The sequence below is a fragment of the Gryllotalpicola koreensis genome, from assembly GCF_039538185.1.
Lineage (GTDB): Bacteria > Actinomycetota > Actinomycetes > Actinomycetales > Microbacteriaceae > Gryllotalpicola > Gryllotalpicola koreensis.
In genome coordinates this window covers 26,410-50,265 of the sequence record NZ_BAABBW010000007.1, presented here as the reverse complement: position 1 = coordinate 50,265, position 23,856 = coordinate 26,410, and the positions used below count along the sequence as shown (strand labels likewise).

The 23,856-nt window shown below is 71.5% G+C and carries 23 protein-coding genes; 17 read left to right on the top strand and 6 right to left on the bottom strand.

Features of this window, described 5'->3' with window-relative positions:
- Positions 1–102 precede the first annotated feature (102 nt).
- Positions 103–765, bottom strand: a complete 663-nt coding sequence (locus ABD708_RS18525) for a TetR/AcrR family transcriptional regulator (protein WP_344757265.1) — start codon at positions 763–765, stop codon at positions 103–105.
- Positions 766–885: 120 nt separating this feature from the next.
- On the opposite strand from ABD708_RS18525, the gene ABD708_RS18520 reads away from it, so the two are divergent.
- The gene (locus tag ABD708_RS18520) at positions 886–3,669 is read left to right on the top strand and encodes an MMPL family transporter (protein ID WP_344757263.1); all 2,784 of its coding nucleotides are present in this window, start codon (positions 886–888) and stop codon (positions 3,667–3,669) included.
- A complete protein-coding gene (locus tag ABD708_RS18515; protein WP_344757261.1) occupies positions 3,666–5,723 on the top strand; it encodes a YhgE/Pip family protein in 2,058 nt (685 codons plus the stop codon). The genes ABD708_RS18520 and ABD708_RS18515 overlap by 4 nt, the downstream gene beginning before the upstream one ends.
- Positions 5,724–5,798: 75 nt before the next feature.
- Here the strand turns inward: ABD708_RS18515 and ABD708_RS18510 are convergent, their stop codons facing one another.
- Positions 5,799–6,833: an LLM class flavin-dependent oxidoreductase gene (locus ABD708_RS18510; RefSeq protein ID WP_344757259.1), complete on the bottom strand. Its 1,035-nt coding sequence runs from the start codon at positions 6,831–6,833 to the stop codon at positions 5,799–5,801.
- A 46-nt stretch (positions 6,834–6,879) separates the two neighbouring features.
- Between ABD708_RS18510 and ABD708_RS18505 the strand changes: the two genes are divergently transcribed.
- Positions 6,880–7,275, top strand: coding sequence for a hypothetical protein (locus ABD708_RS18505; RefSeq protein WP_344757257.1), 396 nt, complete (start codon positions 6,880–6,882; stop codon positions 7,273–7,275).
- 52 nt (positions 7,276–7,327) lie between these two features.
- Positions 7,328–7,789, top strand: coding sequence for a Fe-S cluster assembly sulfur transfer protein SufU (gene sufU / locus ABD708_RS18500; protein ID WP_344757255.1), 462 nt, complete (start codon positions 7,328–7,330; stop codon positions 7,787–7,789).
- A gap of 61 nt (positions 7,790–7,850) precedes the next feature.
- Here the strand turns inward: sufU and ABD708_RS18495 are convergent, their stop codons facing one another.
- Positions 7,851–8,273: a MarR family winged helix-turn-helix transcriptional regulator gene (locus ABD708_RS18495; protein ID WP_344757253.1), complete on the bottom strand. Its 423-nt coding sequence runs from the start codon at positions 8,271–8,273 to the stop codon at positions 7,851–7,853.
- 58 nt (positions 8,274–8,331) lie between these two features.
- Between ABD708_RS18495 and ABD708_RS18490 the strand changes: the two genes are divergently transcribed.
- Complete coding sequence (locus ABD708_RS18490) at positions 8,332–9,753, top strand: MFS transporter (RefSeq protein ID WP_344757251.1); 1,422 nt, start codon at positions 8,332–8,334, stop codon at positions 9,751–9,753.
- Between the two features lie 3 nt (positions 9,754–9,756).
- Positions 9,757–10,323, top strand: coding sequence for a YbhB/YbcL family Raf kinase inhibitor-like protein (locus ABD708_RS18485; protein ID WP_344757249.1), 567 nt, complete (start codon positions 9,757–9,759; stop codon positions 10,321–10,323).
- 4 nt (positions 10,324–10,327) lie between these two features.
- Here ABD708_RS18485 and ABD708_RS18480 read toward each other — a convergent pair whose 3' ends face one another.
- Positions 10,328–10,720, bottom strand: a complete 393-nt coding sequence (locus tag ABD708_RS18480; protein WP_344757402.1) for a molybdenum cofactor biosynthesis protein MoaE — start codon at positions 10,718–10,720, stop codon at positions 10,328–10,330.
- Between the two features lie 113 nt (positions 10,721–10,833).
- Here ABD708_RS18480 and moaA point away from each other — a divergent pair, with 113 nt between their 5' ends.
- Positions 10,834–11,901 carry a GTP 3',8-cyclase MoaA gene (moaA, locus tag ABD708_RS18475; RefSeq protein WP_344757247.1) on the top strand — a complete coding sequence of 356 codons (1,068 nt, stop codon included), beginning with the start codon at positions 10,834–10,836 and terminating at the stop codon, positions 11,899–11,901.
- The gene (locus ABD708_RS18470; protein WP_344757245.1) at positions 11,894–12,139 is read left to right on the top strand and encodes a MoaD/ThiS family protein; all 246 of its coding nucleotides are present in this window, start codon (positions 11,894–11,896) and stop codon (positions 12,137–12,139) included. Before moaA ends, ABD708_RS18470 begins: the two co-directional genes overlap by 8 nt.
- A gap of 125 nt (positions 12,140–12,264) precedes the next feature.
- Here ABD708_RS18470 and ABD708_RS18465 read toward each other — a convergent pair whose 3' ends face one another.
- Complete coding sequence (locus ABD708_RS18465; RefSeq protein WP_344757243.1) at positions 12,265–13,401, bottom strand: ThiF family adenylyltransferase; 1,137 nt, start codon at positions 13,399–13,401, stop codon at positions 12,265–12,267.
- A 100-nt stretch (positions 13,402–13,501) separates the two neighbouring features.
- A complete protein-coding gene (locus ABD708_RS18460; RefSeq protein WP_344757241.1) occupies positions 13,502–14,494 on the bottom strand; it encodes a LysR family transcriptional regulator in 993 nt (330 codons plus the stop codon).
- 122 nt (positions 14,495–14,616) lie between these two features.
- Between ABD708_RS18460 and ABD708_RS18455 the strand changes: the two genes are divergently transcribed.
- Genes ABD708_RS18455 through ABD708_RS18415 form a run of 9 tightly spaced genes read left to right on the top strand, consistent with a single transcriptional unit; the run spans position 14,617 to position 23,848 of the window.
- Positions 14,617–15,504 (top strand): FAD binding domain-containing protein, encoded by an 888-nt coding sequence (locus ABD708_RS18455; protein WP_344757239.1) that lies wholly within the window; start codon positions 14,617–14,619, stop codon positions 15,502–15,504.
- Between the two features lie 13 nt (positions 15,505–15,517).
- The gene (locus tag ABD708_RS18450; protein WP_344757237.1) at positions 15,518–16,045 is read left to right on the top strand and encodes a (2Fe-2S)-binding protein; all 528 of its coding nucleotides are present in this window, start codon (positions 15,518–15,520) and stop codon (positions 16,043–16,045) included.
- Positions 16,042–18,483: an aerobic carbon-monoxide dehydrogenase large subunit gene (locus tag ABD708_RS18445; protein WP_344757235.1), complete on the top strand. Its 2,442-nt coding sequence runs from the start codon at positions 16,042–16,044 to the stop codon at positions 18,481–18,483. The genes ABD708_RS18450 and ABD708_RS18445 overlap by 4 nt, the downstream gene beginning before the upstream one ends.
- Positions 18,480–19,391 carry an XdhC family protein gene (locus tag ABD708_RS18440; protein WP_344757233.1) on the top strand — a complete coding sequence of 304 codons (912 nt, stop codon included), beginning with the start codon at positions 18,480–18,482 and terminating at the stop codon, positions 19,389–19,391. Before ABD708_RS18445 ends, ABD708_RS18440 begins: the two co-directional genes overlap by 4 nt.
- Entirely contained in the window at positions 19,378–19,974 is a 597-nt protein-coding gene (locus ABD708_RS18435; protein ID WP_344757231.1) for a nucleotidyltransferase family protein, read from the top strand. The genes ABD708_RS18440 and ABD708_RS18435 overlap by 14 nt, the downstream gene beginning before the upstream one ends.
- Positions 19,971–20,879: an AAA family ATPase gene (locus tag ABD708_RS18430; protein ID WP_344757229.1), complete on the top strand. Its 909-nt coding sequence runs from the start codon at positions 19,971–19,973 to the stop codon at positions 20,877–20,879. The genes ABD708_RS18435 and ABD708_RS18430 overlap by 4 nt, the downstream gene beginning before the upstream one ends.
- The gene (locus tag ABD708_RS18425; protein ID WP_344757227.1) at positions 20,872–22,116 is read left to right on the top strand and encodes a vWA domain-containing protein; all 1,245 of its coding nucleotides are present in this window, start codon (positions 20,872–20,874) and stop codon (positions 22,114–22,116) included. The genes ABD708_RS18430 and ABD708_RS18425 overlap by 8 nt, the downstream gene beginning before the upstream one ends.
- A complete protein-coding gene (locus ABD708_RS18420) occupies positions 22,116–22,661 on the top strand; it encodes an SRPBCC family protein (RefSeq protein WP_344757225.1) in 546 nt (181 codons plus the stop codon). The genes ABD708_RS18425 and ABD708_RS18420 overlap by 1 nt, the downstream gene beginning before the upstream one ends.
- Before the next feature lie 8 nt (positions 22,662–22,669).
- Entirely contained in the window at positions 22,670–23,848 is a 1,179-nt protein-coding gene (locus tag ABD708_RS18415; protein ID WP_344757223.1) for an XdhC family protein, read from the top strand.
- Positions 23,849–23,856 lie beyond the last annotated feature (8 nt).

Below are 23,856 nucleotides of genomic sequence, written 5' to 3'. Positions count from 1 at the left end.
TCGCCACTTCTCGCGGCCTCCCGCGCTCGCATGCCGCAGAAAGTGGCGATGACTCGCAGGCGCACCCTTCCGCTGGGTGCCGAACCGGGGCTCGCGGGACGCTCAGCTGTCTGGCATCCGCTCCGTGAGCACGAGAGCTAGCGCCGTCACGTCGCCGAGGTCCGCGGCGCTCGGCTGGTCGCCGCCGCCGGCGAGCAGGTGCGTCTTCATCGCCGCCGTGTAGGCCGTGATCAACAGACGCGTCGCCTGCTCGGGCGGCAGCCGGAAGCGCACGCCGATGCGGCTGAGCGCCGCCTCGAGCAGCGCGGCGACGCCGGCGATCACCGCGCGCGTGTGCCCGGCATAGCGCACGGCGATCTCGGGGTCGCGCAGCGCGAGCGCCTCGAACTCCGACTCGAAGAGCGCGAGCTTCGAGTCGACGACGGTGAGGCCGAGCACGCCGGTCACGATGGTCTCGAGCGCGTCGGCGGTGATCGGATGCCCCACCGGAAGCGCCTCGGCCAGGATCGCGTCGACCCCCGACTGGAGTCCCGCCGAGGCCCGCGTGTACTTGTCGTCCGCGATCGCGAAGAACAGCTCGACCTTGCTGTCGAAGTTGGAGTAGAACGCCCCGCGGGTGAACCCCGCGCGCTCGGTGATCTGCTCGACCGAGGCGGCGTTGAGGCCGACCTCGGCGAACACCTCGAAGGCGGCGTCGATCAGCTTCTCGCGCGTGTGCTCGCGGCTGCGCGACGTTGCGGCAGCGGGCTGTTCGGCCGTGCTCATGACCGCACCATCCTCTCAGCGAACTCCCCGATACACCAGTGTATCGAACGGCTAACCTAGGCGCAGGGAGTTCGATACACCCGTGTATCGGGCGGGGTAGTCAGGCAGGAAGGCTCGCGGATGGCATCCGTTCTCTACGCGCTCGGTCGCTGGATCACGCGTTTCCGGTGGGTCGTGCTGGTCGGCTGGATCGTGCTGCTCGCCCTCATCGGCGGCGGCGCCGCCCTGTTCAACAAGGGCTTCGACAACTCGGTGTCGATTCCGGGCACCGAGGCGCAGCAGGCGCTCGACCAGCTGGGCCGCACCTTCCCGCAGGTCTCGGGCGCATCGGCGCAGCTCGTCGTGGTCGCGCCCGACGGGTCGAAGGTGACGGATGCCGCGTTCAAGACGGTCATCGCCGACGAGGCGACCGCCCTCGCGAAGCTGCCAGGTGTCTCCTCCGCGACCTCGCCGTTCGACGCGAACGGCGGCCTCGTCTCCGACGACGGGCGCGCCGGCATCATCTCGATCCAGATGTCGGAGAGCGAGACGAACGTCACCGACGCTCAGAAGGACGCCTTGCAGGACTCAGCCGACAGCTTCGGCAAATCGCTGCCTGACGGCAGCCAGGCGGTGCTGGGCGGGTCGCTGTTCTCGACGAGCTTTCCCGCCGTCTCGGCCACCGAGGGCATCGGCCTCGTGATCGCGATCGTCGTCTTGATCGTCACCTTCGGCTCGTTCCTCGCCGCCGGGTTGCCGTTGCTCTCCGCCCTGCTCGGCGTCGGCATCTCGACGGCCGCGATCTACCTGCTCACCGCGTTCAGCCCGATCACCTCGACCACGCCCCTGCTCGCGCTCATGCTGGGCCTCGCGGTCGGCATCGACTACGCGCTGTTCATCATCAGCCGGCACCTCGACCAGCGCCGGCACGGCATGGAGTTCCGCGAGTCGATCGCACGCTCCCTCGCCACCGCCGGCTCCGCCGTCGTGTTCGCCGGCGTGACGGTGATCATCGCGCTGCTCGGGCTCGCGGTCGCGAACATCCCGTTCCTCACGACCATGGGCGCGGCGGCGGCGCTCGGCATCGCGGTCGCGGTCCTGATGTCGCTGACGATGGTGCCCGCGCTCTTGGCCTTCTGCGGCGAACGTCTCGGCCGCCCGTCGAGGCGGGCCCAGCGCACGGCGGCACGGGCCGCGGCGCGAGCGGCGTCGGCCGGCGCAGGAAGCTCTGACGTGGCATCCGTCACTGTCGTGCATGAAGCGCCCAAGCCCAACCGCTTCTTCCTCGGCTGGGTGCGCGCCGCCACGAAGTGGCCCGTCGTCACGATCGTCGTCGTCGCCGGCATCCTCGCGCTCGCCGCGTTCCCGGCGAGCAAGCTGCGCCTCGATCTGACGGATGCCGGCCAGCTGCCCGCCTCGTCGCCCGCGCGTCAGGCGTACGACCTCGTCAGCGAGCACTTCGGTCCCGGCTACAACGGCCCGCTCATCGTCACGGGCACGATCGTCACGAGCAACGACCCCGTCGGCCTCATGAACGACCTCGCCGCCGAGATCAAGAAGCTGCCCGACGTGGCGGCGGTGCCGCTCGCGACCCCGAACGCGACCGCTGACACAGGCATCATCCAGGTCATCCCGAAGAGCGCGCCGACGAGCGAGGCGACCTCGCAGCTCGTGCAGGACATCCGTGACCTGCGCCCGCACCTGCAGCAGAAGTACGGCGTGACGATCTCGGTGACCGGATTCACGGCACTCGGCATCGACGTCTCCGACCGGCTCGCGGGCGCCCTGCTGCCGTTCGGCGCGCTCGTCGTGGGTCTCTCGCTGATCCTGCTCGCGATGGTGTTCCGCTCGATCGCGGTGCCCATCAAGGCGACGGTCGGCTACCTGTTCAGCGTGGTCGGGTCGCTCGGCGCGGTCTCGGCCGTGTTCGTGCTGGGCTGGGGCGACCGCATTCTCGGCGTCGAGCAGACCGGGCCGGTCATCTCCTTCCTGCCGATCATCCTGATGGGCGTGCTCTTCGGCCTGGCGATGGACTACGAGGTCTTCCTCGTCAGCCGCATGCGCGAGGAGTGGGTGCATCGCGGCAACGCGAGAAAGGCCGTCGAGACCGGATTCCTCGGCTCGGCCAAGGTCGTCACCGCAGCGGCGATCATCATGTTCGGCGTCTTCGCCGCGTTCTTCCCCGAGGGTGACTCGACCATCAAGCCGATGGCGCTCGGACTCGCGGTCGGCGTCTTCGTCGACGCGTTCCTCGTGCGCATGACGCTCGTGCCGGCCGTGCTCGCGCTGCTCGGCGAGTGGGCCTGGCGGCTGCCGAAGTGGCTCGACCGGGCCCTGCCCAGGTTCGACATGGAGGGCGAGGGACTCGAGCGCGAGCTCGCGCTCGCCGACTGGCCGGAGCCGGGCAGCGACCTGGCCCTTGCGGCCGACGAGGTGGGGCTCGACAGCCCGCGCGGCCCCGTGTTCGACGGGTTCTCGGCGCGGGTGCCGCGCGGTGCGGCATCCGTCATCACCGCCTCGGACCCCGCCGCGGTGCGCGCGATCATGCTCGCCGCCTCTGGGCGCGCCAAGACCGACTCGGGCACGCTCAAGGTGCTCGGGCACGTGCTGCCCGAGAGGGCGGGCGCGGTGCGCAGGCGCTCGGCCTATGTCGAGATCGAGACGGATGCCTCGGTCGCCCGTCTTCTCGCCGCACTGCGCCCCGGCGTCGAGCTCGTCGCGATCGACGGCGCGGATCGCCTCAGCGACCCCGTCGCGATCGAGAGCCTGCGGCGCACCATCGCCGAGCTCGTCGCCGGGGGCGACGGCTGGGCGCCGGTCACCGTGCTGATCGGCACGACCCGGCCGTCGCGGGCACAGGCCCTGCTGCCGGCATCCGTCTCATCCACCGAATTCGAAAGCGACCTCGCAGAGGTGACCCCGTGACCTTCCTCACCCAGTTCTCCGAGCGCGTCAGCTCGCGACGCGGGCTTTCCGTCGTCTCGATCGTCGGCATCGTGCTCGTGCCGTTCGTCATCGCGGGCATCCTCGTGTGGGCGCTGTGGAACCCGCAGGATCGGCTCGACCGCATGCAGGCCGCGATCGTCAACAACGACCAGCCCGTGAAGCTGAACGGCCAGACCGTGCCGCTCGGCCGCGAGCTGTCGTCGGGCCTCGTGGGCACCGTGAAGCCGGGCTCGGCGAAGGCTGGGCAGAACTTCTCGTGGGTCATCACGGACAAGACGGACGCCGCAGACGGCCTCGACAGCGGGAAGTACACCGCCGTCATCACGATCCCGAAGGACTTCTCGGCGGCGGCGACCTCGACGGCCGACGCGGCGACCGCGCGCAAGGCGACGATCCAGGTGCAGACCTCTGACTCCTCGAAGCTGCTCGACCAGACCATCAGCCAGACGATCGCGACGACCGCGGCGTCGATGCTCGGCAACCAGCTCACGGCGTCGTACCTCGACAACGTCTACCTCGGCTTCAACACCCTCGGCGACAAGCTCGGCGAGGCGGCCTCGGGGGCTCAGCAACTCGCCGATCAGGGGTCGTCGCTCGCCTCGGGGGCGCAGCAGGCAGCCGACGGGCAGGCGCAGCTCGCCTCCGGCCAGCGGCAGCTCGCCGACGGGCTCACCCCTCTCGCGTCGGGCGCCTCGAGTGTGGCGAGCGGCGTCAGCGGACTCGCCGGCGGGGTGCAGCAGCTCTCCGACGGCGCGCAGCCGCTGGCCTCGGGGGCGCAGCAGCTCGCATCGGGGCTCGACCAGCTGAATTCGCAGACCGCCCAGCTCTCACAGCTCGCGCAGCTCGGCCAGGGGCTGAGCGGCGGCTCGCAAGTCGTCGACACGGTGGAGAAGCTGCAATCGTCCGGGGTCATCGCGGGCTGCACCGCCGGCGACCAGACCGCGTGCGCACAACTCTCGGGCGCGCTGACCCAGCTCACCGGCGCGTTCCAGCCGGGCCAGCTCGCCCAGCTCGGCGCCGGGCTGCAGCAGGCATCAGGTCAGGTACAACAGCTCGCCCAGCTGCCGGGGGCGATCTCGCAGCTCTCGTCGGCCGCCGATCAGCTCGCGACGGGCACCTCGCAGCTGGCATCCGGACTCTCCCAGAGTGCCAGCGGCGCGCAGCAGCTCGCGGGCGGCGCGAACCAGGTGTCGTCCGGGCTGTCGCAGACCGCCACTGCGGCGCAGCAGCTCGCGAGCGGCAGCACGCAGGCGGCAGACGGCAGTGCGCAGCTCGCCGACGGCGTCAAGCAGTACACCGACGGCACCACGAAGCTCGCCGATGGGCTGGGCACCGCCGTGAAGTCGATCCCGAGTTATACGGATGCCGAACGCGCCAACCTCTCGAAGGTGGTCGCCACCCCGGTCGGCGTGAAGTCGGCGGCGTCCGCCGGCTTCGGCGCGCTCGCCGCCCCGCTCTTCGGGGTACTCGCCCTCTGGCTCGGCGCGCTCGCGTGCTTCATCGTGCTGCGGCCCGTCACCGTGACCGCGCTCGGCTCACCGCGCTCGTCGATCGCCGTCGCGCTGCGTGGGCTCGTGCTGCCCGGGCTGATCGGCGTCGTGCAGGGCGTCGCGGTCGCGGGAGCCCTGCAGCCCCTGCTGCAGCTGGACGCCGCGGGGTGGCTCGGCCTCGCGGGGGTCGGCGCCCTCGCCGGGGTCGCCTTCGCCGCGGTGAACCAGGCGCTCGTCGCGGTGTTCGGCGGCACGGGGCGGTTCGTCTCGCTGCTCGTGATCCTGCTCGGGCTCGCGACCTCACTCGTCGGCACCGCGCCGCAGTTCATGTCGACGCTCGCCTCCTTCACGCCGATCGTGCCGGCGCAGCACCTCGTCGAGGCCGTCGTGCAGGGCACCGCGGTGTCTGCCGGCTCGGTCGTCGGGCTCGTGCTCTGGCTGCTCGGTGCGCTCGCCGCGACGACCCTGGCGGTGGCGCGGGGCCGGGTGGTTCCGGCCTCGAAGCTCGCCCCGCCTGCGGCATCCGTGCCCCAGCCGGCGTAGCCGCGTAGCCGCCGCCGAGACGCGCGTAAACGGGCTTATTTCGAACGAAAACCCCGTTTTCGCGCGTCTCGGCGCTCAGGAACTCAGGATGTCGCGGACCATCGGGATGACCTTCGTGCCGTAGAGCTCGACCGCGCGCGCCGCGGCCGAGGCCGGCACCGAGCCCGAGGTGTACAGCAGGTCGAAGCGCTGCACGCCGAGTTCGCGCACGGTGGCGGCGATGCGCCGCGCGACCGTCTCGGGCGATCCGACGTACACCGAGCCTGACTCCGCCTCGTATTCGAAGTGCTCCCGCGTCACCTCTCCGGCCCAGCCGCGCTCGGCGCCGATCCGGTCGCGCACCTTCTTGAAGCGCGGGAACAGCAGCTCCTTCGCCTCCTCGTCGGTGTCGGCGACGAAGCCGGGGGAGTGCACCCCGATCGGCAGGGCGGGCTGACCCAGCTCGGCGACGGCGCGGTGGTAGAGGTCGACATAGGGCCGGAACCGGGAAGGCGCCCCACCGATGATCGCGAGCATGAGCCGGAATCCGTATCGCGCCGTGCGCACCACGGACTCCGGTGACCCGCCCACGCCGACGTACGTCGTCAGCCCGTTCTCGGTCTTGGGGTAGACGTCGGCGTCGGTGAGCGGCGCGCGCGTCTTGCCGCGCCAGGTGACGGGTTGCTCGGTCAACAGCTTCGCCCACAGCCCGAGCTTCTCCTCGAAGAGCAGCTCGTAGTCGGCGAGGTCGTAGCCGAAGAGAGGGAACGACTCGATGAACGAGCCGCGCCCCATGATGACCTCGGCGCGCCCGTGAGACACCGCGTCGAGCGTCGCGAAGCGCTCGAACACGCGCACGGGGTCGTCGGAGGACAGCACCGTGACCCCGGTGCCGAGTCGGATGCGCGAGGTGCGGCCGGCGATGGTGGCGAGCACGATCTCGGGCGAGCTGATCGCGAACTCGGGCCGGTGGTGCTCGCCCAGCGTGAGCGCGTCGACGCCGGACTGGTCGGCGATCACGGCATGCTCGACGATGTCGCGGATGCTGGCGGCATACGTCTTCAGCCGGCCGCTGTCGTCCTCGAGAACATCGCCGAAGGTGTCGAGGCCGAGCACGAGTGAGTCGCTCATGTAACGATCCTTTCAGCACGCCGCGCCCTGCGGATAACGTGGCACCGTGAGGAAAACGTCCCCCATTGTGGTCACATTGGCGCTCGCCGGAGCGCTCGCGCTCGCGGGCTGCACGGGCGTCGGATCGCCCAAGGCCCAGGTGGGCGCGCCCGCTCCGCGGTCGACCGCGACGTCGGTCGCACAGGTGAACTCGCTGGACGACGCCGTGGCCGTCGCGCTCGCCGTCACCCCCAAGACACCGGTGGCCGAGATCGGGCAGGCCGGCACACTGCTCAAGCGGTATACGGATGCCTCGAGCACGCTCACGGCGGACCAGAAGTCCGCGGCCGACGCGTTCCTGGCCCAGTCGCAGCAGGCCGTGGCCGCGGGTGATGCGGCAGGGGCCGGCGCCGACCTGCAGGCCGCCGCCCACGGCGTCTCGCAGGCGCTGTCGGGGGACTGAGCGCCGGGACTGATCCCAGACAGGATGCGCGCGCGCGACGTAGCCTGAGAGGGTGAGCGACGACCTCGAAGACCTCTACCGCGAGACGATCATGGATCACGCCCGCGCGCCCCACCACTTCGGGCTGCGCGAGGGCGCCGCGGCGGAATCGCACCAGCTCAACCCGACCTGCGGCGACGAGGTCACCGTGCAGCTGCACGTGAACGCGGCCGGCGACCGCGTCGAGTCGATCAGCTGGGAGGGCCACGGCTGCGCGATCTCGCAGGCATCCGCCTCGCTGCTCTCGGATCTCGTCGTCGACCTGCCCGCCGCCGACCTCACGCACCGCATCGACGAGTTCCGCGAGATGATGCGCTCGCGCGGCACGGCCCGCGGCGATGAGGAGCTGCTCGGCGATGCCGTCGTGCTCGGCGGAGCCTCGCGCTACGTCGCCCGTGTCAAGTGCGCGATGCTCTCGTGGGTCGCGGTCGAGGACGCCCTGGCCAAGCTGCCGGCCGCCACGCTGGTCGAGTAGCCGGCGAAGCCGGCGTATCGAGACCCTTCTCGCCCTGTGCGCGTCTCGAAAGGGTCGCGGCCTAAGCCCCCGTGATCTCATCCAGCAGCTCGCACGCCTTCGCGACCGTGGCCTGATCCTCGGCGCTGAGCTCGCGCAGCCGTGAGTCGAGCCACGCGTTCCGCTGGGAGCGGGTCGAGGCCGCGAGCTCGTCACCCTCGGCGGTGGTGCTGAACAGCACCTTGCGGCGATCACCCGGGTCGGGAGTGCGCACGGCGAGGCCCGCCGAAGTGAGCCGGTTCACGCTCTGGCTCATCGACGCCGGTGAGACGCCGGCGCGCTCGCTGAGCTGCGTGAGGGTCTGCGGCCCGGTCTTCTGCAGGTGCGTCAGTACGTCGAGGGCGGCGTCGCCGAGGCTGCCGTCGGGCCGCTCGCTGCGAAAGCGCCGGTAGAGGCGCCCCACCGTCGAGCGCACCTGCGCGCCCAGTCTTGCTTCGGCATCCATAAATGATTAGTATACCTAAAAGAAGTCTTTAGTATACCTAATCAACTGGGGGGCGAGGATGCCGGCAGCCATCGCACCGCGGGCCGAAGAGGCCCCCGGCACGCCGTTCTCGTGGCGGTTCACCACGCCGCTGTTCATCGGATCCGCGCTGAATCCGATCAACAGCTCGATGATCGCGACGGCTCTCGTGCCGATCGCGGCGAGCATGCACGTCTCGGTCGGCCAGACCGCGTCGCTCGTCACCGCGCTCTACCTCGCCAGCGCGATCGCGCAGCCCACGGCGGGCAAGATGGCGGCGGTGTTCGGCGCGCGCCGGGTCTTCGTCGTCGGCATTGTGCTGGTGCTGCTCGGCGGCCTCGTGGGCGGCTTCGCGCCGAATCTGCTGGCGCTCCTCATCGCGCGCGTGCTGATCGGCCTCGGCACCTCGTGCGCGTATCCGTCGGCGATGATGCTCATTCAGCGCCGCGCAGCGAGCGCGGGCCTGGAGAAGCCGCCGGGCGGCGTGCTCGGCGGCTTGCAGATTGCCGGCATCGCGACCGCCGCCTTCGGCCTGCCCATCGGCGGCATCCTGGTGCAGGCCGCGGGCTGGCGTTGGGTGTTCTTCGTCAACGTCCCGGTTGCGCTCATCGCGCTGGCCGCCGCGCTGATCTGGATTCCGCGGGACCCGGCCCAGCAGGGGCCGCGGAACCTGCGCGAGGTCGTCTCGCGCATCGACCTCACCGGGATCATCGGCTTCGCGCTCGCGATGACGGCCCTGCTCGTGTTCCTGTTCTCTCTGCAGACACCCAACTGGGTTGTGCTCGGCGCCGCCGTGATCCTGTTCGCAGCCCTCACCCTCTGGGAGCTGCGGGCGACGCATCCGTTCATCGACGTCCGCCTGCTGGTGCGCAACGCCGCGCTGACGCGCACGTACCTGCGCTTCGCGCTGGTCGCGCTGTGCGTCTACATCGTGCTGTACGGCATCACGCAGTGGCTCGAGGTCGGGCGGGGAATGTCGGCGTTCACCGCCGGCCTGCTGCTGTTGCCGATGAGCATCGTCTCGGGCGTCGTGGTCGCGCCGATCTCGCGCCGCAACCTGGTGCGCGGGCCCGTCATCGTCGCCGCCCTGTGCACCCTGGCGGGCGCGGCGGGCGTGCTGTTCCTGACCTCGAGCACGAGCATCGTCTGGATCGTCGTGATCACCCTCGTCTTCGGCGTCGCGCTCGGCACGGCGTCGAGCGGCAACCAGATCGCCCTGTACACGCAGGCCGTGGGCGACCAACTCGGCGTCGCGTCTGGGCTGTTCCGCACCTTCGGCTATCTCGGCTCGATCGCCTCGTCGGCGATCACCGGAATCGTGTTCCACCAGGCGGTGAGCGACCGGGGAGTGCACCTCATCGCCTGGATCATGATCGGCGTCGGTGTTGTCGCCGTCATGCTCTCCGTCTTCGACGGTGCTCTGCGCACACCTGCCCGCACAGCTCCTACGGAAGGAAAGTAGCCCATGCCCGCCAACCCCCTCGGCCGTGCTCTGCGGAATCGCCGCGCCGGCCACCACACCCTCGTCTGGGCGCGCCCCGAGCTGCAGGCGCCCGAGAGCTTCACGCTCAGCAGCCCGGCGTTCGAGCACGGCGCGCCCATCCCCGAGAAGCACAAGGGCCGGCTCTTCGGTGCGGACATCTCGCCCGCCCTTGAGTGGACCGCGCCGCCAGCCGGCACCGCCGAGCTCGTGCTGATCGTGCAGGACCCGGATGTCCCGATGGGCAAGCCCGCCACCCACGCCCTGACGGTGGGGGTCTCGCCAGAGCTCCGGAGGATTCCCGAGAACGGGCTCGCCCACCCCAGCTCGGTCGCCGGGCTGCGGCACGGCAAGGGCGCCATGGGACGCCGCGGCTGGGGCGGCCCGATGCCGCCGCGCTCGCATGGGCCGCACTCCTACGTGTTCCAGCTCTTCGCGATCGACACTCGCCTCGAGCTGCCCGAGAGCTTCACGCTCGACCAGGTGGTCGCGGCACTCGCGGGCCACGTGCTCGCCCGCGCCCGCCTCGACGGCACCTACGAGGTGGTGTAGCCGCCTACGGCCCCACCCACTCGGAAACCCCGTCGGCGAAGCGCTGTCGCTTCCAGATCGGCACCCGCTGCTTGATCAGCTCGACGAGCTCGGTGCAGGCGGCAAACGCCTCGCGCCGGTGCGGGGCGGCGACGGCGGCGACGAGTGCCGTGTCGCCGATCTCGAGCGCGCCGACCCTGTGCACGGCCGCGACCCGCAGCCCCGTCGACGCCGCGACCTCGCGGCAGCACTCGGCGATGAACCGCTCGGCCTCTGGGTGCGCCTGGTACTCCAGCGCGCTCACATCGCGGCCGCCGTCGTGGTCGCGCACGACCCCGGCGAAGCTCACGACGGCGCCGTTGACGGATGCCCGCACGAATGCCTCTACCCCATCGATCGTGATGGGGTCGGCACTGATCGCTGCCAAGACCTCGGGTGCGGCCGCCAGATCGAGCCTGTCGAGATCATCCGTTCGCGATTCGGTCACGCGCCCCAGGCTAATCCCGCGCACGCCGGGTTATCGTGGCCCACATGACGTCGATCGCGCTGGGGATGCCGCAGCTGCGGCGCGACCCCCGCGAGCGGCCGTCGACCGCGGGTCGTCCCGACAACCCCGAGCTGATCGACCGCTTCGGGCGCATCGCTCGCGACCTGCGCGTCTCGGTGACGGAGAAGTGCTCGCTGCGCTGCACCTACTGCATGCCCGAGCAGGGCCTGCCCGCGATCGCCCGCGACGACCTGCTCACCGCAGCCGAGATCGGCCGCCTCGTCGGCGTCGGCGTGCGCGAGCTCGGGGTGCGCGAAGTGCGCTTCACGGGCGGCGAGCCCCTCATGCGGGCTGATCTCGCCGAGATCATCTCCGCAAGCCGGGCCGCCGCGCCGAGCGCCGAGTTCTCGATCACGACCAACGGCATCGGCCTCGACCACCGCCTGCCCGAGCTGCTCGCGGCGGGCCTCGACCGCGTCAACATCTCGCTCGACACGGTGAACCCCGAGCACTTCGCGAAGCTGACGCGGCGCGATCGGCTGGAATCCGTTCTCGCCGGCATCCGTGCCGCCAAAGCCGCCGGAATCTCGCCGCTCAAGCTCAATGCCGTGATGATGCGCGAGACGCTCGCCGACGCGCCGCAGCTGCTGGCGTGGGCGCTCGAGATCGGCGCGCAGCTGCGCTACATCGAGCAGATGCCGCTGGATGCCGACCACAACTGGGCCCGCGACCACATGGTGACGGCGGCCGACCTCATCGCGGTGCTGAGCGAGCATTTCGAACTCACCGAGGTGGGCCGCGACGACCCGTCGGCGCCTGCCGAAGAGTGGCTCGTCGACGGTGGTCCCGCCACGCTCGGCATCATCGCCTCGGTCACCCGCACCTTCTGCGAGGCGTGCGATCGCACTCGCATCACCGCGGAGGGCACGGTGCGCTCGTGCCTGTTCGGGGACGACGAGACCGATCTGCGCGCTCTGCTGCGCAGTGGGTGCACGGATGCCGACATCGCCGAGTTCTGGCGCGCGGCGATGTGGAACAAGCAGGCCGGGCACGGCATCTCGCTGCCTGACTTCGCTCCGCCCGTGCGGTCGATGGGGGCGATCGGTGGCTGAACTCACCATCCGGTATTTCGCGGCGGCGGCCGAGGCGACCGGCGTCGAGAGCGAGGCGCTCGCCGTAGAGCCCGCGACGCTCGGCGCGCTGCAGGATGCGCTCGTCGAGCGCTACGGCGAGCCGATGCAGCGGGTTCTGCGCTCGGGGTCGTTCCTCGTGGGCGGCATCGTGCGCCGTGCGCGCGACACGGCCGTCTCGGGAACGGTCGACGTGCTCCCGCCCTTCGCCGGTGGCTGAGCAGCGGCGCGCTGTGCGCAAAACTCCGGGAAGATGCGGCGGGAGCCCTCTTCGAGCCGCGGTTTCCCGCGGATACACGCCCACCGGTACTCGATCGCCCCGGAGTTTTGCGCAGCGCGCGGCGTTCAGTAGCGAGGAACCGACGCATCCACCTCGCGCGACCACGCGTCGATGCCGCCGGCGAGCGAGGTGACCGACTCGAAGTCGAGCTGTCGCAGCTGGTCCCGCGCGACCGCAGACCGATATCCCGAGTGGCAGTAGACGACAGTGGGTGCCGCGGCATCGAGCTCGTTCCAGCGCGCGGCGAGCTGCCGCGACGGGATCAGAATCGCGCCGGGAAGCGACGCGAGCTCGGCCTCCCACGGCTCGCGCACGTCGACGAGCTGGATCGCCTCGCCGGCGTCGCGCAGCGCGGCTAGGGCCTCGGCCGAGATCTCGTCGGGGGTGTCGTCGGGCAAGGGGGTCATGGCAGTGGCATCCGTTTCTTCAGTCATGGCAATTCCGCAAAAGACCTCGTAGTCGATGAGCTCGGTCACCGGCATCCGCTCGGGGTCCCGCTCGTACGCAAGCTCACGAAAACCGCCGGACCGCGCGTCGTATGCGACCACGCGCCCGAGCAGCGGCGAGCCGATCGCCGTCAGCAGCTTCACGGTCTCTGACACGAGCAGACCCCCGACCACAGTGCACACCGACGGCAGCACGCCGGCCTCGGCGCACGACGGCACGGTGCCCGGCTCGGGCGGCACGGGGAAGAGGTCACGATAGGTGGGTCCCTGGGCGTCCCATGAGACGCCGACCTGGCCACCGAACTGGTGCACGGCGCCCCACACCGACGGGATGCCGGTAATGGTCGCCGCGTCGTCGACGAGGTACCGCGTCGGGAAGTTGTCGCTGCCGTCGATCACCAGGTCATAGGCGCCGAACAGCTCGAGCGCGTTCGCCGATGAGAGCCGGTCGAGGTGAGCGCGCACGGTCACCTCGGGGTTCAGCTCGCGCAGCCGCGCCGCGGCCCGCGCAGCCTTGGGTGCGCCGACGTCGAAGGGAGCGTAGAGCGTCTGCCGGTGCAGGTTCGTCTCGTCGACGACGTCCTCGTCGACGATGCCGATCGTGCCTACGCCCATGGCCGCGAGCTGAGGCAGCACCGCGCTGCCGAGGCCGCCGGCGCCGATCACGAGCACGCGCGCCTGCCCGAGCGCCGTCTGCCCGCCCGCGCCGAAGCCGGGCAGCATCAGCTGGCGGGAGTAGCGCGCGAGGTCGGCCATCCCTCGATTCTCACACCGACTGCGCACCGCGCTATAGCTCCGGATGAGCACGCCTGCGGTCAGAGGCGCGGGGATCCGCAGCTGTGGCGCGGCCGGAGGCTCAGCTCCACAGCGCGACGTGGAACTTGTTGCCCCGGCGGGACAGACCGCGCGAGCCCGTCGGCGAGACCATGGCGGCGGTCGCCCCGGCCGTCGTGACGAAGCGCTGCAGCAGGCGCGCCTCGGCCGGGGCGCGGCCCCCGTCGAGCATCGTCGCCCACCACATGCCGGTGATCGGGGTGTCCGCCACGGGCAGCCGCACGAGGTCGGCGCCCCCGGCGCCCTCGGACCCCGACCCCGCCTCCGCGACCCGGCGCCCGGCGACATGGCGCAGCGCCAGCATGACGCCCTCCCCGCCGGCGACCGCGGCAAGGGCATCCGTCTCGCTCGTCAACTCGACGATCTCGGGAAGCGCGGGCAGCCGGCCGAACCAGCGCCCCTCCTCCGTCGACGGCTCGAAGCTGCCCGGCCCGGCGAACCACGGCACGGAGAGCAGCCGGCCGATCGGCACGGGCCCGCGCACGGCGGCGAGCGGATGCCGCGCCGAGGCGACCATGATGCGCTGGTATTTGAAGAACGGCACGAGCTCGAGCCCGGTGCTCGCCGCGAGCGCGGGCCGCGCGCCGAGCGCGATGTCGTAGGCCCGTTCGCGCAGCAGGGTGGCGACGTCGTCGGCGGCCTCGACGATGACGTCGACCGCACCCGAGCGCGCCTTGCCGAACAGATCGAAGACCCGCCCCGCGGCGTGCTCGGCGAAGGCGGCCGTGGCGAGCACGCGCAGCTCCGACTCCGACGCCCCGGCATGCGCGACGTCGCGCCGGGTCGCCTCGGCGAGACCCACCATCTCGCCCGCCCGCTCGGCCAGAGCTCGGCCGCCGGGGGTCAGCGTGATGCCCGTCGGCGAGCGCGTGAACAGCGGGTCGCGCAACTCGGCGCGCAGCGCGGCCACGGCGGACGACACCGCCGGCTCGCTGATCCCGAGAGCGGCTGCGGCGGCCCGGAGCGACCCGAGACGGGCCACGAGGGCGAAGGTCCGCAGCTGGCTCAGCGTCATTGCCACAGCCTGATAACCCTTCGCTTATGTCGATGTTGACACTCCCTCACGCCGGGGGCAATGTATGCCGCAGCGGGCCGACCCGACGCCCGTTCGCAATGCCGCGAGAAAAGGGGACCGCCATGCAGATTCCGGCGCCGTTCGACTACGCGAAGGCGGCGAGCGTCGACGAGGCGGTCGCGCTGCTCGCGAGATACGGCGAGGACGCCCGGCTGATCGCCGGCGGCCACAGCCTGCTGCCGATGATGAAGCTGCGCCTGGCGCGGCCCGAGTGGCTCATCGACATCAACGCGCTCGATGACCTCGACTTCATCCGCCGCGACGGCGACCGGCTGCGCATCGGCGCGCTGACGCGGCACCGCACGCTGCTCGAGTCCGACGAGGTGCGCGCGTTTTTCCCGATCATCACGGATGCCGAGCGCGTCGTCGCCGACCCCGTCGTGCGCAACCGCGGAACGATCGGCGGCTCGCTGTGCCAGGCCGACCCCGCCGAGGACCTGTCCACCGTCTGCACGGTGCTCGGCGCCGAGGCGGTCATCCACGGCGCGAACGGCGATCGCGTGATCGGCATGGAGGACTTCCACCGCGGCCCCTACGAGACCGCGGTCGAGTTCGACGAGATGCTCACCGAGGTGCGGCTGCCGATCCGCGAGCGCAGCTCAAGCGCCTACCAGAAGGTCGAGCGCCGCGTCGGCGACTGGGCCGTGGCAGCGGCCGGCGCCGCCGTGACGCTCGGCGACGACGGAGCCATCGAGGACGTCGCGATCGGGCTGACCGCCGTGGGGGTCGAGACGAGGGTGACGGATGCCGAGGCGGTGCTGCGCGGCCGGCATCCGTCTGACGAGCTGATCGCCCAGGCCGGGCAGGCCGCCGCGCGCGCCGCCGAGCCGATCGCCGACCAGCGCGGCTCGGAGGACTACAAGCGACACCTCGCCGACGTGCTCACCCAGCGTGTTGTGAGGCGGGCCATCGAGAGAATCCAGGCCGCCGCCAGCGGCGGAACGCTTTGAATAAGGGGTGCGCATGACGATGCATGTGACGATGACGGTCAACGGGAATGAGGTCGAGCGCGACATCGAGCCGCGCGTGCTGCTCGTGCACTTCCTGCGCGAGGACCTCGGCCTCACGGGCACGCACTGGGGCTGCGACACCTCGAACTGCGGCACCTGCGTCGTGCAGCTCGACGGCGAGCCGGTGAAGTCGTGCACGGTGCTCGCGGCGATGGCCGACGGCCACAGCATCAGGACCGTCGAGGGCCTCGAGCAGGGCGGGCAGCTCGACCCGATCCAGCAGGGCTTCATGGAGGAGCACGGCCTGCAGTGCGGCTTCTGCACCCCGGGCATGATGCTCACGGGCCGTGCGCTGCTCGACCGCAACCCGAACCCCGGCGAGGGCGAGATCCGCGAGGCGATCTCTGGGCAGATCTGCCGCTGCACCGGCTACGCGACGATCGTGCGGGCCGTGCAGTGGGCGGCAGAGCACGGGGGCACGGATGCCGCAGGCGCCGGCCCCACCAACGGGCAGCTCGAGACCGAGGGGGCGCACGCATGACCATCATCGACGAGCCGAAGACAGGGTCGCAGCCGCAGTCGGGCTACGAGCACGGCCGCGGGCATGCCCACAACCACGCGGCGGCCGACGCCGACCGCCCGGTGGGCTTCGGCCGGCTGCAGCGCAAGGAGGACCCGCGCTTCGTGCGCGGGCAAGGTAACTACACCGACGACGTCGTGCTGCCGGGCATGCTGCACGGGGCGATCCTGCGCGCGCCCGTCGCGCACGCGCGCATCGTCTCGATCGACGTGAGCGAGGCGCTCGCCCGCCCCGGCGTGCGCGCGGTGCTCACCGGCAAGGACCTCGAGCCGCTCAAGCTCGCTTGGATCCCGACGCTCTCCTACGACGTGCAGGCCGTGCTCGCGACCGACAAGGTGCGCTTCCAGGGGCAGGAGGTCGCGTTCGTCATCGCCGACGACCGCTACGCCGCCCGCGACGCGCTCGAGTCGATCGACGTCGAGTACGACATCCTGCCGCCGCTCGTCGACGCGCGGCACGCGCTCGACCCCGACGCGCCGCTGATCCGCGACGACCTCGAGGGCCGCACCGACAACCACATCCAGGACTGGGAATGCGGCGACAAGGATGCCACGGCATCCGTCTTCGACACCGCCGAGGTCGTCGTCAAGCAGGAGGTCGTGTACCCCCGCGTGCATCCCGCGCCGATGGAGACCTGCGGCGCGGTCGCCGACTTCAACCCCGTCTCGGGCGAGCTCACGCTATACGAGACGAGCCAGGCGCCGCATGCGCACCGCACCGTGATCGCGATGGTCTCCGGCATCCCCGAGCACAAGATCCACCTGATCTCTCCCGACATCGGCGGCGGCTTCGGCAACAAGGTCGGCATCTACCCGGGCTACGTGCTCGCCATCGTCGGCTCGATCGTGACGGGGCATCCGGTCAAGTGGATGGAGGACCGCAGCGAGAACCTCATGTCGACGTCGTTCGCGCGGGACTACATCATGCAGGGCGAGATCGCGGCGACCCGGGACGGGAAGCTGCTCGGCCTACGTGCCGACGTGCTCGCCGACCACGGCGCGTTCAACGGGGTCGCCCAGCCGACGAAGTTCCCCGCGGGCTTTTTCAATCTGTTCCCGGGCAGCTACACCTGGGAGGCGGTCTACGGGAAGGTCACCTCGGTCTACACGAACAAGGCGCCGGGCGGTGTGGCGTATGCCTGCTCCTTCCGCGTCACCGAGGCGGTGTACTTCGTCGAGCGCATGATCGACCGGCTCGCGATCGAGCTCGACATGGACCCGGCCGAGCTGCGGCTCAAGAACTTCATCAGGCCAGAGCAGTTCCCCTACGACAACAAGGCCGGCTTCGAGTACGACTCCGGCGAGTACGAGAAGACCATGCGGCACGCGATGAAGCTCATCGGCTACGACGAGCTGCGCCGCGAGCAGGAGGAGAAGCGGGCGCGCGGTGAACTCATGGGCATCGGCATCTCGTTCTTCACAGAGGGGGTCGGCGCCGGCCCCCGGAAGCACATGGACATCCTGGGACTCGGCATGGCGGACGGGGCGGAGCTGCGCATCCACCCGACGGGCAAGGCCGTCGTGCGCATCTCGGTGCAATCGCAGGGCCAGGCGCACGAGACGACCTTCGCGCAGATCGTCGCGGAGGAGATCGGGATTCCGCCCGAGGACATCGAGGTCGTGCATGGCGACACCGACCGCACCCCCTTCGGCCTCGGCACCTACGGCAGCCGCTCGACCCCGGTGAGCGGCGCGGCCGTCGCGCTCGTCACCCGCAAGGTGCGCGACAAGGCCCGGCTCATCGCCGCCGCCATGCTCGAGACCCGTCCAGAGGACCTCGAGTGGGAGAAGGGCCGGTGGTTCGTCACGGGCGACCCGAGTGCAGGCAAGACGATTCAGGAGATCGCGCTGGCGGCCCACGGCACCATGCAGCTGCCCGAGGGCGTCGACGGCAATCTCGACGCCGAGGTCACCTACGATCCGCCGAACCTCACCTACCCCTACGGCGCCTACTTCTGCGTCACTGACATCGACAAGGACACCGGCAAGGTGACCGTGCGCCGCTTCCTCGCCGTCGACGACTGCGGCACCCGCATCAATCCGATGGTCATCGAGGGGCAGGTGCACGGCGGCCTCACCGACGGCGTCGGCATGGCGCTCATGGAGATCATCGAGTTCGACTCGGACGGCAACAACCTCGGCGGATCGTTCATGGACTACCTGATCCCCACGGCGATGGAGGTGCCCGACTGGGAGACCGGCTTCACCGTCACCCCCTCGCCGCACCACCCCATCGGCGCGAAGGGCATCGGGGAGTCCGCCACGGTCGGCTCGCCCGCCGCGATCGTCAACTCGGTCATCGACGCGCTGCGCCCGCTCGGCGTCACGGCGCTCGACATGCCCTGCACGCCGGCTCGCGTGTGGGACGCGATGCAGGGGCACGCGAAGGCACCGGTATGACGGCGATCCCGGCGGTGACGACCCGGCAGCGCGAGCTCGAGGAGCAGCGCCAGGCCTTCGTGCGCGCCACCGTGGTGCGCACGCAGCACCCGACGAGCGCCCGCGCCGGCGACGTCGCGGTCGTCGACGCGCTCGGCACGATGACCGGATTCGTCGGGGGGACGTGTGTCGAGGCATCCGTGCGCGAATTCAGCCTGCACGCCCTCGAGACCGGTGAGCCGGTGCTGCTGCAGGTGCGGCCGGGCGACGTGGGCCGCACCGAGTCCGAGGGCGCGGTCGAGGTGCACAACCCCTGCCTGTCAGGTGGATCGATCGACGTGTTCCTCGAGCCGATCGTGCCCGCGGCGCACGTCGTCGTGGTCGGCGGCTCGCCCGTCGCGCAGGCGCTCGCCCGCCTCGGCGCCGACGCCGGCTTCGAGATGGAGCTGGTCGACGGCGAGTCCTGGGAGCCGAGTGAGACGGATGCCGCACTCATCGTCGCCTCGCACGGCAGGGGCGAGGAGCCCGCGCTCGAGCGCGCCCTCACGGCCGGCATCCCGTATATCGGCCTGGTCGCGAGCGGCAAGCGCGGCGCGGCGGTGGTCGCCTCGCTCAACGTGCCCGACGAGCTGCGGCAGCGCGTGCACACCCCGGCCGGGCTGCGGCTCGGCGGCACGGCTCCGGCCGAGATCGCCCTCGGGGTGCTCGCGCAGCTCGTGCAGATGAGGGCGACGACAGGCGCTGGCGAAAGCACGTCGGCTCCGGCATCCGCTTCTCCCACCACCGCAACCGACCCCGTCTGCCACATGACGGTCGTCGCCGCCGATCCGACCCCGCACGCCGACATCGACGACCAGACGGTGTGGTTCTGCTCCGACGGCTGCAAGTCCGCGTTCCTCAGCGATCCGAGCGCCTATGCCGCCGCGTGACGCGCGCTTCGCAGCGCTTGTGCTGGCGGCAGGCGGCTCGTCCCGCCTCGGCCGGCCCAAGCAGCTGCTGCCCTACGGCGACGGGCTGCTGCTCGACGCCGTGCTCGACCTCGCCCGCGGCGTGCCGTTCGAGCAGCGCATCCTCGCGCTCGGCGGCTACGCCGACGAGGTGCGTGCCGCCGTCGACACCGGCGGCTTCGAGCTCGTGCTCAACGACGACTACACGAGCGGCTGCTCGTCGTCGATCGCGGCCGCCGTGCGGGCGGTGCACGACGACGTCGACGGCGCCGTGATGCTGCTCGGCGACCAGCCAGGCGTGCGCGCCGAGACGATCGCCGCCGTGCTCGAGGGCCGCGGCGCCGCGCCGATCGCCGTCACGCGCTACGACGACGGCATCGGGCATCCCTTCGTCCTGTCCCGCGCGACGTTCCCCGCACTCGGCATGCTGCGCGGCGATCGCGGGGTGTGGAAGCTCGTCGACCGGCTCGGCGCGGCCGTCGCCCGGGTGCGGGTTCCCGGCCCCGTGCCGCGCGACGTCGACGACGAAGAGGACTATCGCGCGCTGCTGGCGGCGTCGCTGTGAGCGCGTCTGCCGGGGCCGCCGTCGAGACGCTGGTTCCTGATCGCACCGCACTCGCCGCGGGGCTCGACGCGGGCGGGTACCTCGCCGACGACGGCCTGCTCACGGCGCTCTTCCTCGCGGTGCGGATGCGCCAGCCGCTGCTGCTCGAGGGTGAGGCGGGAGTCGGCAAGACCGAGGCGGCGAAGGCGCTTGCCGCCCTGCTCGACACTCCACTGTTCCGGCTGCAGTGCTACGAGGGCATCGACGCGGGCGAGGCGCTCTACGAGTGGAACTACCAGCGGCAGCTGCTCGCGATCCGCCTGGCCGAGGCGCGCGAGGCACCGCTCGGCGACGACGACCTCTTCACCTCCGAATACCTGCTGCGCCGGCCGCTGCTGCAGGCGATCGAGCACCCCGGCCCGCGCCCGGCCGTGCTGCTGCTCGACGAGATCGACCGGGCCGACGCCGAGTTCGAGGCGTTCACCTTCGAGGCGCTCGCGGAGGGCTCCGTCACGGTGCCCGAGCTCGGCACCATCCGGGGCGCGGAGCGCCCGATTGTCATCCTCACCTCGAACCGCACGCGCGAGCTGCACGACGCCCTCACCCGCCGCTGCCTCTACCACTGGATCGACTTCCCGGAGCCTGCCCGTGTGCTCGACATCGTGCGCCACCGGGTGCCGGCGGCATCCGAGCCCCTCATCGTGCAGACCGCGGCGGCGATCGCGAGGCTGCGTGCGCTCGACCTCGTGAAGCCGCCCGGCGTCGCCGAGCTCATCGAATGGGTCTCGGCGTTCACCATGCTCGGCGTGAACCGGCTCGACGCGGAATCCGTCGCGCTCACCTGGGGCGCGGTGATCAAGAATCGCGACGACTTCGAGTCGGTCGCGGCGCTCGGGGCGGAGCGATTGGTGACGACGGATGCCTGAACCCGACGCCGCCGCCGACACCCGCGCCTTCGCGGTCGACACCGCGGCCTTCGCGGTGGCCTTCGCCGCCGCACTGCGCCGCGCGGGCCTGCCCGTCACGCCGGACCGCTCGGCCTGGCTGGTCGAGGCGCTCAGGCTGATCCCGCCGCGCACCCGCGGCGAGCTGTACTGGGCGAGCCGTGCCGTCTTCGTCACGGCGCACGAGCAGCTGCCGCGCTTCGACGCCGTCTTCGACACGGTGTTCGGCGGCGCCGTCGACCTGAGCGACTCGCGCGGCGACCCGAACGCGCCGAGCTCGGACACGATCCGCCGCCGGGCCGCCATCGACTGGCATCCGCTCGCCCCGAGCTCGAGCCAGACGAGCGACGGCCCGACCCCGCCGGCCTCGCCCGGCGACGGCGACGGGGCAGACGACGACCCGGCTCGCACCGACGCCGTGCTGCTCGCGGCGAGCCGGGAGGAGCGGCTGCACGAGACGTCCTTCGCCGCCCTCGCCGCCGACGAGCTGGCCCGCATGCGCCGCCTCGCCGAGGCGCTCGTGCTCGCGACGCCGCTGCGGCCGGGACGGCGCGAGCGCCGCACCCCGCACGAGCGCGACCGCCTCGATCTGCGCCGCACGGTGCGCGCGGCGCGGCGCACGGGCGGTGACGCCGTCAGACTGCTGCGCACGACGCCCCGGCCCACGCCGCGCCGGCTCGTGATCCTCTGCGACGTCTCCGCGTCGATGGAGCCCTACACCCGCGCGTACCTCTCCTTCATGCAGGCGGCGGTGATCACGAGCCGCGCCGAGGCGTTCGTCTTCGCGACGCGGCTGACCCGGCTCACGAGGCACCTCACCGTGCGCGACCCCGACCTCGCCCTCGAGCGGGCGACCGGCGGCGCCGAGGACTGGGCCGGCGGCACGCGCCTCGCCGACGGCATCCGTTCGTTCATCGACGAGTACGGCAGGCGCGGGGCCGCGCGCGGCGCCGTCGTGGTCGTGATCTCGGACGGCTGGGCGCAGGACGACCCCGCCGACATCGCGCGCCAGCTGGCCAGGCTCGCGCGCCTTGCGCACCGCATCGTCTGGGTGAACCCGCGCAAGGCCGCGCCCGGCTACCGGCCGCTCACCGGCGGCATGGCCGCGGCGCTGCCCTACTGCGACGCCTTCGTGAGCGGGCACAGCTTCGCCGCGCTGCACGAGCTCGTCCGCGTCATCGCGGCCGACGAACCATATCGAAAGAGAAGGACTGAGTGATGGATCTGGACAGCAGCTTCACGGTCGAGGCGCCGATCGACGAGGTGTGGGCGACGGTGATGGACGTCGAGCGGGTGGCGGGCGCCGTCCCGGGCGCCGAGCTGACCGAGAAGCTCTCGGACACCTCGTACCGCGGCCTCGTCAAGGTGAAGGTCGGCCCGCTGAGCATGCAGTACCGCGGCCAGATCGAGCTGGTCTCGCGCGACGACGCGGCCCACGTCGCGACGTTCAAGGGCAAGGGGCAGGAGAAGGCGGGCCAGGGCACCGCCGAGGGCACCGCCACGGTCACCCTCACCGAGAATGGGGGAGTGACGACAGGTGTCGTGCACGGCGACCTCGCGCTGTCGGGCAAGGCGGCGGCGATGGGGAAGGGCGTGATAAACACGGTCGCGCAGCAGATCATGAAGGTGTTCGCGAACAATCTGCAGAGCATGCTCGCAGGCGGCGACGCCTCGAGCGGAGAGACCGCGGGCGGCGCGATCAACGGCGCGTCGCTGATGGCCGGCGCGATCGGTTCCATGTTCCATCGGGAGAAGAAGGAGTAGGCAGGCAGATGCGCGATGTGATCGACCCGCTGCTGCGGGCCTGGCGGGCGGGCGAGACCGCCGGATTGGTCACGGTCGTGCGCACCTTCAACTCCGCGCCGCGCGATCCGGGCGCCGCCATGCTGGTCACCGCCGACGGCGCGGCGGCCGGCTCGGTGTCGGGCGGGTGCGTCGAGGGCGCGGTCTACGAGCTGGCGACGGATGCCATCGCCGGCGCCGCCCCTCTGCTCGAGCGCTACGGGGTGAGCGACGACGACGCCTTCGCCGTCGGGCTCAGCTGCGGCGGCATCATCGACGTCTTCGTCGAGCCGGTCTCACGCGCCGGATTCCCCGAGCTGGAATCCGTCGCCTCCGATCTCGACGCGGACCGCCCCGTCGCGGTCGCGACCGTCATCGAGCACCCCGACCCCGCGCGGGTCGGGCTGCGGCTGATCGTGCGGCCCGACTCGGTCGAGGGCACCCTCGGTTCGCCCGTCGCCGACATGCGGGTGGGCGACGATGTGCGGGGGATGCTGGCGCAGGGCCGCACCGAGACATTGGGCTTCGGGCCAGAGGGCGAGCGCATGGGCTCCGGCATGCGGGTCTTCGTGAACAGCTTCGCGCCCGCGCCGCGCATGCTCGTGTTCGGCGCGATCGACTTCGCGTCGGCGCTCGCGCGGCTCGGCACCTACCTCGGCTACCGCGTGACGGTGTGCGACGCGCGGCCGGTGTTCGCGACCCCCGCCCGCTTCCCCGACGTCGACCAGGTCGTCGTCGACTGGCCGGCGCGCTACCTCGAGGGCGAGATCGAGGCCGGCCGCATCGACGGCCGCACCGTGATCTGCGTGATGACGCACGACCCGAAGTTCGACGTGCCGCTGCTGACCACGGCGCTGCGCGGGCCCCAGGTCGCCTACATCGGAGCGATGGGCTCGCGCCGCACTCACGACGACCGCGAGCGGCGCCTGCTCGAGGCGGGGCTCACCGCGGCCGAGCTCGCCCGCGTGCGCAGCCCCATCGGCCTCGACCTCGGCGCGCGCACCCCTGAGGAGACGGCGATCTCGATCGCCGCCGAGATCATCGCCGCCCGCTGGGGCGGCTCGGGCGCCGAGCTCGCCCAGGCGACGGGCCCCATCCACCGCCACCAGGCTCCGTCCCCAGACCTCGACCTTGCGTCGCCGCTTTCGGGCCCAAAACCGCTCGTTTAGGCCCGAAA